Annotated in this window: 10 protein-coding genes; 4 read left to right on the top strand and 6 right to left on the bottom strand. The window is 50.4% G+C overall.

What is annotated here, in order from left to right:
- Positions 1-573: FAD-dependent oxidoreductase (locus VIN66_RS12660; protein ID WP_331924316.1), on the top strand; the 573-nt coding region annotated here is incomplete at its 5' end.
- Positions 574-600: 27 nt separating this feature from the next.
- Here the strand turns inward: VIN66_RS12660 and argA are convergent.
- From argA to VIN66_RS12690, 6 genes are all read right to left on the bottom strand, one after another.
- The gene (argA, locus tag VIN66_RS12665; protein ID WP_331924317.1) at positions 601-1,923 is read right to left on the bottom strand and encodes an amino-acid N-acetyltransferase; all 1,323 of its coding nucleotides are present in this window, start codon (positions 1,921-1,923) and stop codon (positions 601-603) included.
- Positions 1,924-2,238: 315 nt separating this feature from the next.
- Positions 2,239-3,387 carry a glutathionylspermidine synthase family protein gene (locus VIN66_RS12670; protein ID WP_331924318.1) on the bottom strand — a complete coding sequence of 383 codons (1,149 nt, stop codon included), beginning with the start codon at positions 3,385-3,387 and terminating at the stop codon, positions 2,239-2,241.
- Between the two features lie 6 nt (positions 3,388-3,393).
- Positions 3,394-4,020 (bottom strand): DUF1190 domain-containing protein, encoded by a 627-nt coding sequence (locus tag VIN66_RS12675; protein WP_331924319.1) that lies wholly within the window; start codon positions 4,018-4,020, stop codon positions 3,394-3,396.
- A 10-nt stretch (positions 4,021-4,030) separates the two neighbouring features.
- Positions 4,031-4,444 carry a DUF350 domain-containing protein gene (locus VIN66_RS12680; protein ID WP_273024962.1) on the bottom strand — a complete coding sequence of 138 codons (414 nt, stop codon included), beginning with the start codon at positions 4,442-4,444 and terminating at the stop codon, positions 4,031-4,033.
- 124 nt (positions 4,445-4,568) lie between these two features.
- Positions 4,569-6,707, bottom strand: coding sequence for a 4-alpha-glucanotransferase (malQ, locus tag VIN66_RS12685; protein WP_331924320.1), 2,139 nt, complete (start codon positions 6,705-6,707; stop codon positions 4,569-4,571).
- The gene (locus VIN66_RS12690) at positions 6,694-7,149 is read right to left on the bottom strand and encodes an AraC family transcriptional regulator (RefSeq protein WP_331924321.1); all 456 of its coding nucleotides are present in this window, start codon (positions 7,147-7,149) and stop codon (positions 6,694-6,696) included. Before VIN66_RS12690 ends, malQ begins: the two co-directional genes overlap by 14 nt.
- A gap of 408 nt (positions 7,150-7,557) precedes the next feature.
- On the opposite strand from VIN66_RS12690, the gene VIN66_RS12695 reads away from it, so the two are divergent.
- The 3 genes from VIN66_RS12695 (at position 7,558) to VIN66_RS12705 (ending at position 14,972) form a co-directional block, all read left to right on the top strand.
- Entirely contained in the window at positions 7,558-10,260 is a 2,703-nt protein-coding gene (locus tag VIN66_RS12695; protein WP_331924322.1) for a TonB-dependent receptor, read from the top strand.
- An 81-nt stretch (positions 10,261-10,341) separates the two neighbouring features.
- The gene (locus VIN66_RS12700) at positions 10,342-11,826 is read left to right on the top strand and encodes a tryptophan halogenase family protein (RefSeq protein ID WP_331924323.1); all 1,485 of its coding nucleotides are present in this window, start codon (positions 10,342-10,344) and stop codon (positions 11,824-11,826) included.
- A gap of 257 nt (positions 11,827-12,083) precedes the next feature.
- Positions 12,084-14,972 carry a TonB-dependent receptor gene (locus tag VIN66_RS12705; protein WP_331924324.1) on the top strand — a complete coding sequence of 963 codons (2,889 nt, stop codon included), beginning with the start codon at positions 12,084-12,086 and terminating at the stop codon, positions 14,970-14,972.
- Positions 14,973-14,979 lie beyond the last annotated feature (7 nt).

Here is a 14,979-nt window from a genome sequence, read left to right on the forward strand (position 1 = left end):
GAACACAGCCCCGTATTGCAGGTTCGCAGCGATGCTCAGCTTGAGCTGGCCAGTGGCTGGCAGTCGTTTGATCATATCGTCAATGTAGCAGGCCCCTGGAGCCAACAGTTATTAAAGCAATCCGGTTTACCGCAGCAGCCACTGGATCTGGTGCGCGGCAGCCATTTGCTGCTACCGCCAACCGGAGCTTATGGCCACATGCTGGAGGTGCCCGGCGAGGCACGTATCGTATTTGTGTTGCCCTATCAGGGCCGCACTCTGCTTGGCACTACTGAGGTACGTCAGCAAATGACCGAGCCTATCCGATGCTCAGACGCGGAACGCGATTACTTGCTGGCGACTTACAATCATTACTTTGAACCGCAGCTTGGTGTCGACGATGTGCTGGCAGATTTCGCCGGGGTCAGGCCGCTGCTTACTGGCAGCGCAAATGCCAGTAAAGCCAGCCGTGAGTATCAACTGAACTGGCAGGGTAAGCTACTGACAGTTTCCGGGGGTAAATGGACAACGGCACGGGCACTGGCCAAAAGCGTGGTTAAGCAGGTAGAGCTGAAAAGCCAGTCAGATGACTAACTGGCGTTTATCACAACACTGGTCTGGTTATAACGTAATGGCCAGAATCTTCGAACGGCGTTGATAGTTATACAGCTGCTTCTTCTGTGCCGGTAAATCATCGACAGTCAGCAGTTCAAAACCGTGCTCGAGGAACCAGTGAATACTGCGGGTAGTCAGTGCAAACAGCTTGGCATATTTACGCTGGCGCGCTTGCTGGATCACGGCCTTGAGCAGAATGCTGCCACGATCTGCATCGCGATAATCAGGATGCACCGCCAGACAGGCAAATTCGCCGACGTTTTCTTCCGGAAACGGATACAGCGCTGCACAACCGATAACCAGGCCGTCGCGTTCAATGAGCGTAAACTGGTTAATTTCCATCTCCAACTGCTCACGGGATCGGCGTACCAACAGGCCTTGCTGCTCCAGCGGACGGATCAGATCCAGAATGCCGCCGATATCAGAGATCGTCGCCTGGCGCAGTTTCTCGGCGGATTCGGTTACTATTTGCGTGCCGATACCATCGCGGGAGAACAGCTCTTGTAACAGGGCTCCATCTTCATCGTAGCTGACTAAATGGCAGCGCGGCACTCCGGCCCGGCAAGCGGTAATAGCAGCATGTAAAAATGCCAGTGTACCCGGGCAGGCGTCGTCATCCTGTTGTTCCATCTGCTGCATAATTTTTTCTGCCGCATTTGGCATTAACTCTGCTGTTATTTCGCCATTTTCGCCGATGATGCCACCAATTTCGCTAAAGCCAATCATTTTGTCAGCTTTTAGCTTTACCGCGACCTGGGTGGCAATATCTTCCGCAGTTAAATTAAAGCTCTCACCGGTTACCGAAGCGGCAATCGGGCCCATTAACACTATGCCATTGGTATCCAGCTGACGGCGGATACCGGCAACGTCAATACGCCGCACTTTACCGCTGTGATGGTAATCAACGCCTTCATCCACGCCCAGCGGCTGTGCTATGACGAAGTTGCCACTAACAACGTTTATTTGTGCGCCCTGCATTGGCGTATTGCTTAAACTCATCGACAAACGGGCGGTAATATCCAGCTGCAATGCACCGGCAACCTGCTTAATCAGCCGGAAGGAGTCATCATCGGTTACCCGCACACGGTTATGATAAGTCGGTTCCAATCCGGCTTGTTGCAGCGCCGAGTTAATCTGCGGTCTGGCGCCGTACACCAGTACTACTTTAATGCCCAGGCTGTTCAGCAGGGCGATGTCGTTAATAATACTGCGAAAACCCGGCTGGGTTATGGCTTCACCACCCAGCATTACAACAAAGGTTTTACCGCGGTGAGCGTTAACATAAGGGGCAGACTGACGAAAACCGGAGACAAGTTCAGTGGTGCGCACGGGTGGTGAATTTCCTTCTGGTAAGACAAAACACAGATAAGACATAAAGATGGCAGCAAGATGACAAAATGCCAACTGTTACCACGATAAAGTCGGCATTTTATGTGATTTGTGGGTTTGTATCCACTTTTTAAGCATATCTATGCTTGTCTGGCATAACGGGAGGCGGTTTAGTGCAGTTCTGGCGGCCTTGTCGCACGGGCAAATGCAGATAGCCTAATCGCTGTAAGTACTTCTGTAACTGCATTTAAATTGATATTCGCCAAGCTGCAGCACTTTGAAGGTCACTGCAGCTATAAGACTGCCGGGGGAATATTATCCAACAATAATGTGGGGCAAAAAGCGCGAGCTATCTTTGGTGATCAGGCTGCTGTCTTCCCGTATACAAATGCCTGCAGCACTGTCGCCGACAACCCAGCTGCCAATCAGCGTATAGTTCCCGGCGAACTCCGGCAGCGGCGCTAATTGCTGGCGTACATAACCACTGTCGGTATAGGGGCCGCTTTGTGTCAGGCGTTTGCCTTGCATATCAACCAGTTCGATATTGGCACCTTCACGCGAGAACAGCGGTTTGCGTACCCAGCCCGGTTGCAAAGGGCTGCCATCATCAAAAAACGCTGGTAACAGGTTGGGGTGGCCCTGATACTTTTGCCACAGCAGTGGCAAAATACCTTTGTTCGATAATACCGACTTCCACAGCGGTTCGATAAACTGGGTCTGACTGGTTAAAATTGTGCTGGCGAAATCTTCCTGCAGCATAAACTCCCACGGATAGAGCTTGAATAAACCCTGCACCGCAAAGCCATCCAGATCAACCAGTTGGCCGTCGATTTCTCCGAGTTGTTCCAGCGGTATGTAGCGGCAGTCAAGTCCGGCCTGTAGCGCAATATCCATCAGATAGTCGACTGTGCCTTTATCTTCAATACTTTCTGCCACACTGGCAAAGTAAAATGGCCGGGGTAAGTTAAGCTCACTAAAGGCCTGCTGCAGTTTGTCCTGCAGTGAGTTGAACTGGTCGGCACCCTGCGGTACTTCGCCGCGCATTAGTTGATCTTCCAGCCACACCCATTGAAAAAAGCCGGTCTCAAACAGTGACGTTGGTGTGTCGTAATTTAGCTCCAACAATTTGGCGGGCCCGCTGCCGTCATAGCTGAAATCCATCCGGCCATACAAATGCGGTTGCTGGCTTTGCCAGCTATCGCGCACTGCATCCCAGAACCTCTCAGGGATCGCCAGTTGGGTTAGTTGGCGTTCGTCCTGCACTATATCGGCAACTAATGCCAGTGCCATCTGATGCAGCTCTTCGGTGGGCTCCTCCAAATCGCGCTCTATTTGTTCCAGGCTGAATTGGTAATAAGCGCTCTCGTCCCAATATGGTTCGCCATCGAAAGTATGAAAATTAAAACCAACACTTTCGGCAAAGGCTTCCCAGCCTGGCCTGGGTGTACTGCTGATACGTTTCATGCTTATTTAACCGCCATAGCTACTGGTATTGCGGCTGGCAGCCTGAGCGCCAAAGCCACCCCGGCGGGCCAATGTTGCCGGTTTGGGTTGTACTGTCGATGGTCTGATACTGGTGGGGCCAGGTTGAGACGCTACCGCAGTATTCGTTGCTGTGCGAAAGGTTGCGCGATCATCGCGTGATTTATAGAGCGGCTGGCTGGGCACCGGGTTACGGCTGGCGGTTGCTGTTTGCGGTGCCGGATTGCCGGCCATACCGCCGCGGTTTAACATTTGGCCAGCCATAAAGCCCATCATCATTGGCATAAAAAAGCCGCTGCTTTGCTGGCCCTGCTGCTGTGTTTGCTCTGTTGCGTTGGCAGCCAGAACCGGTGCGGTTTCGCATTGGCCGCTACCAAAATCGGCTTCGCATTCAGTTTTGCTGCTGTAACGTGGCGCTACCTGCGGGTGCAGCGTTTTAGCCTGTTCAAAAGCCGCTTTACATTCGGCGGGTGGGTTATAGTAAGCCGCGCACTCATCCGGAGTGTTAAACACCTGCACTTCAACCGGTTTTTCACCACAGCCAGCCAGTATCATGCCGGCAGCTGGCGCCATCATTATCAGGCGGGCAGTTTTACTGCGTTTAAAGGTTGTCATCTCTGGCTCCTTAATATGTCATAGCGGCAGCATTGAGCATACCAATGGCAACTGAGCAACAGGCTGAAAAGATACCTGCGCTGAGCTCACCGTCACGGATACGTTGTGGCAAAGGTTTGAGTGCAATGCAGCTGAAGAAAAATGCGATAAGCTGCACAACCAGCGCTACCGCACCCCAGATGGCGCAGTCCAGCAGTGACATAGAATGCGTAATAGCACTGGCCAGCGGCCAGGCGAAACCGATGAATGCACCACCAAAAGCAATCGCCGCAGAGGGATTATTAGCACGGATTAACGCAAACTCATCATGTGGCGTTACCCAGGTGTATAGCCGGACAAACAGCAGCAGTAAGATAATAGCCAGTGCAAAGTAAGCGGCAAAAGCCGGTATGCCGGTTAATGAAGTCAAAGCGGTATCTAACATACAGTGTCCTTCTAAGATGAAATTGCGCTGATCCTGCGCAAAAGCCAGCACTTTTACAAGCCTTATTGCCAGCTATGTTGTGTAAATAAAAAAGCCGCGTAACACGCGGCTTATAATTTGTCGGCTATTGCCGTGCTGTTCGGATGTTATTGATCATTTGCAGCACTTCAGGCCGCTGCAAAATATCTTCGATATTGTGGATGAGTTTACGCCGCCAGTTCGGGTACTCAGTACTGGTGCCCGGAATATTAACCGGGGTGCTCATTTGCAGTAAATCTTCCAGCTGGAAGGCGAATAGCCTGGCTGGCTGGCTGGCAGTAAACAAATGGCTGGCACGGATAAGCTGGCTGTAGTTGCCCTCTTCGAGTTGCAATCTGTCACGCATCAGGTGCTTTTCATCAGCGCGCAGTTGGTAAAGGCTGTCTGCTACCTGTGGGTTGGGGAATAAATCCAGCTGATGACGCAGAGCCAGATCATGCTCCTGCCAATAGCCAACCAGCGTCGGCATATCATGTGTACTGACTGTGGCCAACGCCAGTTCCGGATAAGTCTGGCTGGCATGCTCATAACTGCCGGCCTTTTGTTCCAGCATGAATACACGGTAAGACAACACCTGATATTGTGCCATCAGGTGGCTGATTTCAACCGGCACTGTACCTAAGTCTTCGCCGATGACAACACAACTGTTGCGCTGACTTTCCAGTGCCAGAATGGCAAATAAATCGGCGGCCGGAAAGCGGATATAAGCGCCGGCTGTGGCATCGGCACCGAGCGGACAGCACCATAACCTTAGCAGTGCCATAACATGGTCTAATCGCAGTGCACCGGCATAGCGCATATTGGCCTGAATCAGCTGAATAAAAGGCTGATAGGCTTTTTGCCGCAAGGTTTGCGGGTTGTACGCCAGCAAGCCCCAGTTCTGGCCTTTTGGCGCCATAATATCTGCCGGTGCCCCCACGCTTAAATCCAGCAGATAATCTTCCGGTGCGCCCCAGCTTTCTGCACTGCTGCGGCTGGTACCTACCGCAACATCACAGTACAGGCCTATCGCCATGCCATGTTGCTGACATAAGCGTTTCACTTCAGCCAACTGCTGCTGCGCCTGCCACTGCAGATAGAGCTGCAGTTCAATCGCATCGCTGTGTTCACGGGCAAATGCGGCCACTGCTGCGCTTTGCGGGTCCTGCAGCTCAGGCGGAAAACTCTGCCAGGCTGCCATATTCCAGTCCTTTGCAAACATCTGGCCTTGTAATACCTGATGTATGGCTAATTGCCGTAAGCTGTCAGCGCTTTTTGCAACAAACTGCTGATACAGTTGCGCCCGTGCGGTATTGTTTGTCAGATGCTGTTGCTTGAACTGTTGCCACAGTAATACTGCAACACTTTTCTTCAATGCCGCCACGCCGATGTAGTCTACATCGCTGCAATTGCGCAGTTGTTGTAACTGTTGCTGAAAGTTTTCACTGGCGACTAGCTTTTGTGCGGCGTCACAGTGTTGATATTCTTCGGTATATTCCAGCGCAACATACTGGGTGTTTAACCATAACCGGCTGTTAGGGCTGTATGGGCTGCAATCTTGCGGCAATTCAGGGTATAGCGCATGCAGTGGGTTCAGCCCAATAAAATCAACACCTTGTGCAGCAAGCGGGGCTACCATTTGCTGCAAATCGGCAAAGTCCCCCAGGCCCCAATTGCGCGTCGAGCGCACAGCATACAGTTGAATAGCCGGGCCGAAAGTTTTATGCAAAACCGCTTTGTCGTGCAGCTGAAAACAGCGCTGTGGTGTGATAATTAATTGCTGGCTGTACTGTTGGGTGCCATTACTCAGCTGCAACTGGTGATACCCAAGCGGCAAGCTGACATCCAGTTTCATCTCCGCCAGCAACACTTCACCGCGGCTGGTAAGCTGGCGCACACTGATATCACTGGCAGCGATACTCAGGCTACCGCTGAACTGCTGCTGTTCTTCGGTGATAATCTGCCATTGCCAGTCACTGACTGCTTGCTGTTGCAGCTGTTGCAGGCGCAGTACCAGTGGTTGATCCTGTTGACAGACATTGACCGGTGCGACGACTTCAAACCAGTGTTGCTCACTGAGTTGGCTAATCTGTTGTTGTATTATTTCGTCGCCGGACAGGTCATAGCCCATGGCTTGTAAAATAGCCTGCTGCTTATCCAGACCAATCACTTCGGTATGGCCTTGCGCATGTACATAGCTGTCTTGCAGCCCCGCCAAAACAGCGAGTTGCTTAATTAGTTCCATAATTCACCTGTAACACCGGCCGGGAAAAGCCGGATAAAGGATGGCATCTGCTTACGGCCATCATCTGTCTGCGTTGACGAAATATACCCGGAGAACAGCCCTGCCAGCTTTTAAATGCTTTCTGAAAGCTGCTTTGTTCTTCAAACCCAAGCTGGAAAGCAATCTGCTGCAAGCTCAGGCTGGCATCCTGTAAATACTGCTGCGCCAGTGTATGACGGCAGTCAGCGAGCAACTGGCGAAAGCTGCTATCAGTACAGCGCAGTTCACGCTGTAAAGTGCGGCAACTCATATTCAATGCACTTGCGGCGTCACTTAGCCGGGGCACCCTGGGTAGTTGCTGCATTATAAACTGACTAAGTTTGTGCAGCATGGCGTGCGATGCTGCCTGTTGCTTGTTATGACAGCTGATTTGCCCGCTGTCTGTGACACTCTGGTTTTTCATTGGTTGCTCCGCGCGGTAACAAAGCAAAACCGCAGATCGCTTCAGGTTGCCATATGGTGGTGCAAGCATAAATCAGCCTCTGCCATTTATTAAACCTGCTGCATACGTATGCAGAGAAAATTTAATCTATTCTGTTACCTGATGAGCTGAATTTGTTTGCGGTACGTAATATGAACATCGCGGCTTAAGTTGGCGCTAACCCTATAAAAATAAAGGCGCCCACTATTGGTGCAATGCAGGTAGGCTTTGCGCCACCTTCGTGCAAATTGTTCAGTATGAATACGTATTCATATTGAGCTGTTGCCCTAATACGTTTAATAAATACGCTAAGACAAAAGTCTGGTTGTACTGCTTCAGTTGCGCTTACAGCTGGCAGACGACACAAATAACACACCGGGGATGAAGGACATGAATAAATTTAAACTCAGTATGCTAACAATGGCGCTGGCTGCAGCTGGCTCCTGTTCTTTAGCTTACGCACAAACGACAGAGCAGAGCTCTGAGCAAAACAATGCTGACGAGCAGATTGAAGTAATTTCAGTAACGGGGTTCCGCCGCAGCCTGCAAGATTCTCAGAACATCAAAATGTTCAACACTTCAATTGTTGAAGCAGTTTCTGCAGAAGACATCGGTAAGTTACCTGATGTGAGTATTGCTGAGTCTTTAGCGCGTCTGCCGGGCCTTACCGCTCAGCGACTGAATGGCCGTGGCCAGGTGATTAGTATCCGTGGTTTGTCGCCGGATTTCAGCACCGCGTTGCTTAATGGCCGTGAGCAGGTAAGCTCAGGCGATAACCGTGGTGTTGAGTTTGACCAGTACCCATCAGAATTGCTAAGCGGTGTTGTTGTTTACAAAACGCCTGATGCAGCGTTAATTGGCCAGGGTTTATCTGGTACAGCAGACATGCGCCTTATCAGCCCGCTGAAACATGGTGAAACTACTGTTGCCGTAAACGCCCGTTACGAGTGGAACCAGATTGATGGGCTAAACGCAGGTGCCGATGATAATGGCCAGCGGCTAAGTATCTCTTATATCGATCAGTTTGCTGATGATACCATCGGTGTTGCGCTGGGCTATGCAAACATGTCTAACCCAACGCAAATAGAGCGGTTTGAAGCATGGGGTTATGCTGATACAGAAGATGGCGACAAAGTTATCGGCGGTGCAAAAGTTTATGCCAATTCTAACCTGTTAGAGCGTGATGGCTTTATTGGTGTGTTCGAATACAAGCCAAATGCCGATTTCAGCTCAACCGTAGATTTATACTACTCAAAATTTGATGAAACGCAGCGCACCAGCTTTATTGAAATGCCATTGCTTTGGGGTGGTGCGGCGCTGAGTGATGCGACCGTTGAGAATGGTTTAGTTACCTCCGGCACATACAGTGGTGTTAAAGCGATTGTTCGTAACCACGGTAACTTCCGTGAAAGCGATCTGTTCTCTGCTGGTTGGAAAACCGAGTTTAAACTGGCTGACAACTGGTTCGCTACCGTTGATCTGAGCCACTCCAAATTAGACCGTACTGACCTGATTCTGGAATCCGATGCGGGTACAGGTACTGCTGGTTCTGGCGCAACGGACACCATTCAGTTTCAGATGAACGGCAAAGGTGCAACCTTTAACGCAGGCCTCAACTATGCAGATCCAAGTCTGATTTTACTGACCAGCCCACAAGGTTGGGGCGGTGACATTATTCCTGGTGGCCAGTTAGGCTACTATAATTCGCCGGGCATTACCGATGAGTTAGACCAAATCCGCTTAAGTGCCAAAACATTGATTGAACACGATGTGTTTGATGAAGTGGAATTTGGCCTGAACGTCAGCAGCCGCGAAAAAGATAAAAAAGCCAACGAGTATTTCCTTGGCTTGCCAAACGGTGCTACCAGCGCCTCTATCCCGAACGTGGCTGGCTCTACCAGCCTGGCAGGCTTCGGTATTCCGGGGATGGTCAGCTATGACCCGCGTCAACTGATTTCTGATGGTGTATTAGAACTGGTTCGTAACCCTAACGCTGATGTGTTGATCAAAGACTGGAACGTGCAGGAAGATGTTGTTACTGCATTTGTTAAAGTTGGTATCAGCAGCAGTGTTGGTGATATTCCGGTGACAGGTAATTTCGGTACTCAGGTCGTTCACACCGATCAGTCGTCATACGCGCTGGCAGCATCTGGCACTGGTATAGACGTTTCATCTTTCCGTCTGGACGGTGGCGACAAATACTGGGAAGTTCTGCCAAGTATGAACCTGAGCTTTGACTTTGGTGCAGGGCACTTTATTCGTGTTGGTTTAGCCCGTACTATGGCGCGTGCCCGTATGGACCAGCTGCGTGCAAGTCAGGATTTCAGTTTCGATCCGGGTAAAAACAACGCTCAGGCGACGCCAGAGAACAATTCTCCCTGGAGTGCGAATGGTGGCAACCCTGAGCTGAAACCATGGATTGCAAATGCACTGGATATCTCGTACGAATACTATTTCGATGATAGCCTGGGTTACATGTCACTGGCTGGTTTCTACAAAGATCTGGAAACCTATATTTATGACCAAAACACCATTCAGGATTTTACCGGCTTCCCATCTGGCGGCATTACACCGGTAATTAACGAAGGTGTGGCAACAAAACCGCAAAACGGTAATGGTGGACGTATCAATGGTATTGAGTTCAGCCTGTCTCTGAGTGGTGCAATGATAGCGCCAATGCTGGAAAACTTCGGTACTATTTTAACCGGCTCCTGGACTGACAGTAGCATTGAATCAGACCCCAACAACCCGTCAACGCCTTTACCAGGCTTGTCTAAACGTGTTGCCAACCTGACGATGTACTATGAGAATGGTGGTTTCGCGACCCGTGTCAGTGCTCGTTATCGTTCGGAGTTTCTGGGTGAAATTGCCGGTTTCGGCAGTGGCCGTGATCTTAAAATGATTGAAGCGGAAACTGTTGTTGATGCTCAGGTAAGTTATAACTTTGATGAAGGCCAGTTTGAAGGGCTTACGCTGTTACTGCAGGCCAACAACGTTACGGATGAGCCGTTTGTCCGTACTGAAAATGGTAACATAATCGAGTATCAACGCTATGGCCGTACTTTTATGGCAGGCTTATCCTATAAGTTTTAATTAGCGATATAGCTGCGGAATAAGGCCCTGCTTTAAGCTCATTAAGCAGGGCTTTTTTATTTGCAACACTAGAGGTTCCAGATGGTAATACGAGCAGAAACGAAAGTATTGATTGCTGGTGGTGGTACTGCCGGCTGGATGACGGCCGCTTTATTATCACGTTTGCTGGGACCTGCGGTAAAAATCCGTCTGATCGAATCTGACGCTATTGGTACCGTTGGTGTTGGTGAAGCAACGATACCGGCAATCCAGCATTTCAATGCTGTGCTGGGCATTCCCGAAGCTGAGTTTCTTAACGCAACTCAGGGTACTATTAAACTGGGTATTCAGTTTGAACACTGGGGAAAACAAGGCGACAGCTATATGCATGCTTTTGGACCCGTTGGGCGCCAGCTTGGCGTGACGTCATTTCATCATTACTGGCTTGCAGCAAGAAGCCGGGCAGATAACAGCAGTTTTTGGGATTATTCGCTTAATTATCAGGCAGCCAAGGCTGGTAAATATGCGCCGCTGCTTCAGATCCCCAATACGCCATTGCAGGGGGTGGTGCATGCCTACCATTTTGATGCCAATTTGTATGCCGCTTTACTACGTCGTTACAGTGAACAACAGGGGGTTAGTCGTAACGAGGGGACTATTGTCTCAGTGACAAAAACACCTGACGGCGATATTGCCGGTGTTACATTGCAGGATGGTAGCCATATTGCTGCTGACATATTTATAGATTGTTCTGGTTTGCGGGCACTGTTAATTGGCCAGGAGCTTGGCATTGGCTACGAAGATTGGCGCCATTGGCTACCCTGCGATACGGCGTTGGCCGTACCCAGCGAAGCGATACTCCCCATAATGCCTTATACCCGCTCCATAGCTCACACCGGGGGCTGGCAGTGGCGCATTCCATTACAGCACCGCACTGGCAATGGTCTGGTATACAGCAGTCAGTTTTTAACCGATGATGCAGCGCACAACACACTACTACATAATCTGGATGCGCCAGCACTGGCCGAACCACGCAAAATTAACTTTGTTACCGGGCGGCGAAAGCTGCAATGGGCACGCAACTGTATCGCGATTGGTTTATCCAGCGGCTTTCTGGAGCCGCTTGAGTCTACCAGCATTCATCTAATTCAAAGTGCAGTGCTGCGATTAGTACAGTGTTTCCCCGGTGTGGACAATATCGATGCTGTCAGGCAAGAGTTTAATCGCCAGTCGCAGGCAGAATTTGAAGCCATTCGCGACTTTATTATTTTGCATTACCACTTGAATCAGCGCGAAGACAAGGGGCTGTGGCAATATTGCCGTCAGATGGTGCTACCAGATTCGCTTAAGCAACGTATCGAGTTGTTTAAGCAATCAGCGCTGGTATTCCGCCAGCAGGATGAGTTGTTTACAGAAGTTGCCTGGCAGCAAGTGATGCTGGGACAGGGGTTAATACCAACAGCGTATAACAAGATGGCGGATAACCTGACTGATAAACAGCTGAGCAGCTTTTTAAACGATCTAAAACACATCATTACACACACTACGCAGCAACTACCTGCCCATCAGGCTTTTCTGCAACAATAACCCCAGGTGGTTGCACCAGAATGAGAATATGCGTAGCTGCTGCGCATTTCTGGTGCAAAGTGTCTGGTGCCAATTTAGTGCAATTTAAGGTGCGTCACTATAGGTTCTGCATCAATTTGGCAGACTGAATACGTATTCATATTGCGGCTTACTGTTTAACGGTTAATAAATGAACACTGACAAAGCAGGCTGCAAGTGTTCATGCCAGTTGCATGGATCGCGCAACCAACAATAAAAAACAAACGGGGATATAGGGCATGAATAAGTTCAGGCTTAGTCTGCTCACGCTTGCTATGGCAGGGGTGGGTAGTCTGGCGTGTTCTGCTGCTGCACAAACGGCACAGCAGGCACCACAATCAGCAAATCAACAAGCAGCAGAAGATAATGCCGCTTCCCAGCAAGCGTTAGACAGCGTTGAAGTAATTCAGGTGCGCGGTTTTGCCAGCAGCCTGTTCCGCTCGCTTGATGCCAAGCGCTTTGGCGATACCGTATCAGAAACCATTTCCGCCGACGATTTAGGTGCCTTGCCAGACGTGTCGATGGCCGATGCACTAACACGTTTACCCGGTATTTCGGCGGTACGTACCGGCGGCCAGGCGGCTGAGATTAATATCCGCGGTATGTCCGGTGGCTTTGTGTTTTCGACCTTAAATGGCCGCGAGCAGGTGTCCACGAGTGGCAAACGTAATATCGAGTTTGACCAGTACCCATCAGAGCTGATTACGTCGGCTGCAGTATATAAGTCGCCGAAGGCATCACTGATAGAAGGTGGTGTGGCCGGTACCGTTGAGCTGCAAACCGCCAGCCCGCTACGTAACGAAAAACAGCATACTTTTACCGTTAATGTGCGGGGCATGTACAACGATCGCGCTGACGAAGTGCCTGATGGCGTCGATTTTGGCCACCGTTTCAGTATGTCGTATCAGGGTAAGTTTCTGAATGATACGTTGGGCTTTGCTGCCGGCTATGCCCGTTTGTATCAGCCCAGTGTGGCGACACAATTTGTCGGGCTGGCCTACAACGGCCAGAAAGACACCAATGATGATGGTGTTAATGAGTTCATCAGCGAAGGTTTTGAGCTGCAGCACAAAGGCGGTGAGGAAACGCGCGATGGTTATATGGCTGCACTGGAGTGGACACCGCATGATGCTTTTACCTTAAAAGCCGATGCGTTTTTATCCAAGTTTGATAAAGAAGCATTCGCCCGCGGTTTTCGGGTAAAGTTTGGCGGCCCGACGGCTGCACTTGGTAACCCGGTGTTAAACGGCAGTTCAGTGATTGGTGGTACCTTCAACCGCACCGGCAGCAGCTTTACCCGGGTTGAAATTGTCAATGATGACAACCGCGATTTTGACGAAGTGCGCAGTTTCGGCATCAATGCCGACTGGGATGTGACCGATACCGTTAATCTGGCGTTTGACGTATCGCACTCTTCAGCCAAGAGCGATTTCCGCAACGGCCTGCTGTGGTCACTGGTCGCCGAAGATGCGAACGCAGAAGTGCCGGTACTGGATACCAACGTATCAATATCTTATCTGTTAAATGGTCTTAACTTGCCAAGTGTCGGTTTTAATCAGGCGGCAGCATTTTCAGATATCGATAAAGTGATGCTGAGTAAATACGGCATTTATCCGTATGTGAACGAAGATGAAGTAACGGCTTATCGCTTCGATGCCAAATGGCAGCTGGAGATGCCGGTGGTGACATCACTGGAAGCCGGTGTGCGCTATTCCGAGCGTACTTATAAAAATGACCGTTCCGTGTTCGAGTACGGCAGTGACGGCGCCTTTTTAACCTCGCAACCGCCGCTTAAGCTGACCGACGATATGGTGGAAGTGGTGAACTTTAGCGGTGACTTTGGCATTTACCCGAGCTACCTGTCGATTGATTTGGATAAGGCGCTGGCGGCCTGGTTTCCTGATGGTGTACCTCAGCCGGTACAAACCTGGGGTACAGGTAACCCGGATATCCTGGAGTCGCAGTTTAACCCAACCGGGCCAAACACGGCCTGGACGGTGTTAGAAAGCGGCGAAGTGTATGAAGATGTGCTGGCCGGCTATGTTATGGCCAACCTGGATGCGGAAGTTTTTGGTATTCCGCTTAGCGGCAATATCGGTGTGCGTGTCGTGCAAACCGATCAGAGCGCGACCAACCTAGCCGATGTCAACGGTGACGTACTGCGCGGCGCACAGAATCTTACCGATGAAGCCGGTTTGGTAAACGGCCGTTATGCACCCGGGGTGCTGGGTGAAAAATACACCGATGTACTGCCGCAACTGAACCTGAACTTTGGCATTACTGACAATTCGCAAATCCGTTTTGCTGCAGCGAAAGTTATGTCGCGCCCACCGATCAACCGCTTGGCATCCAATACGTCTATTAACATTAGCGACGACGGTGAAATAAGCGGCTCCAGTGCTAACAGCCCGTTTTTACGTCCGTTTGAAGCAACACAGTATGACTTGTCGTACGAATACTATATTCCGTCGGGCGCTATCGCCTTTGCGCTGTTTTATAAAGATATTAAATCGTTCGTAAACGACTTTACCATTCAGGAGTTCGATTTCGCGGCTGCAGGCTTTGACGTACCGGCAGAAATTATCGACGAAGACGGTATCCCGCGAGCTACCTTTAACGGTGCTTTTTCAACAGCGGTCAATAATGGCGAAGGCGGCTATATCCGCGGCGCTGAACTGGCCTTTACCAAGGTGTTTGATTTCTTGCCGGAGCTTTGGTCTGGCCTGGGGGTTCAGGGTAGCTACTCGTACACCGAAAGCGAAGTCAGCCTGATTAACAGCTTAGGCGGTGAGCCGATAGAAACCACTTTTGAAGGTTTATCACAGGATGTGTTTACCGGCACAGTGTTTTGGAACTATCAGGGGTTTGATGCCCGCGTCAGTGCCCGCTACCGCTCGCCTTTCGTGTCGTCGCAGGTAGGTATTGATGAGCAGATCACCAACTTCGACAGTGAAACGGTGATTGACATGCAAACCTCATACGACCTTAACGACAACTTTAAGGTGCTGTTTCAGGTTAATAACCTGACTGACGAGCCCACCAAGAGTTATTTCGGTGATAAAGCGCAAACCGGCACGCTGCAGTTCTTCGGCCGCCAGTTTTATCTTGGCGCGGTTTATACCTTTTAACCGGATT

Source organism: Rheinheimera sp. (assembly GCF_036568245.1).
Lineage (GTDB): Bacteria > Pseudomonadota > Gammaproteobacteria > Enterobacterales > Alteromonadaceae > Alishewanella.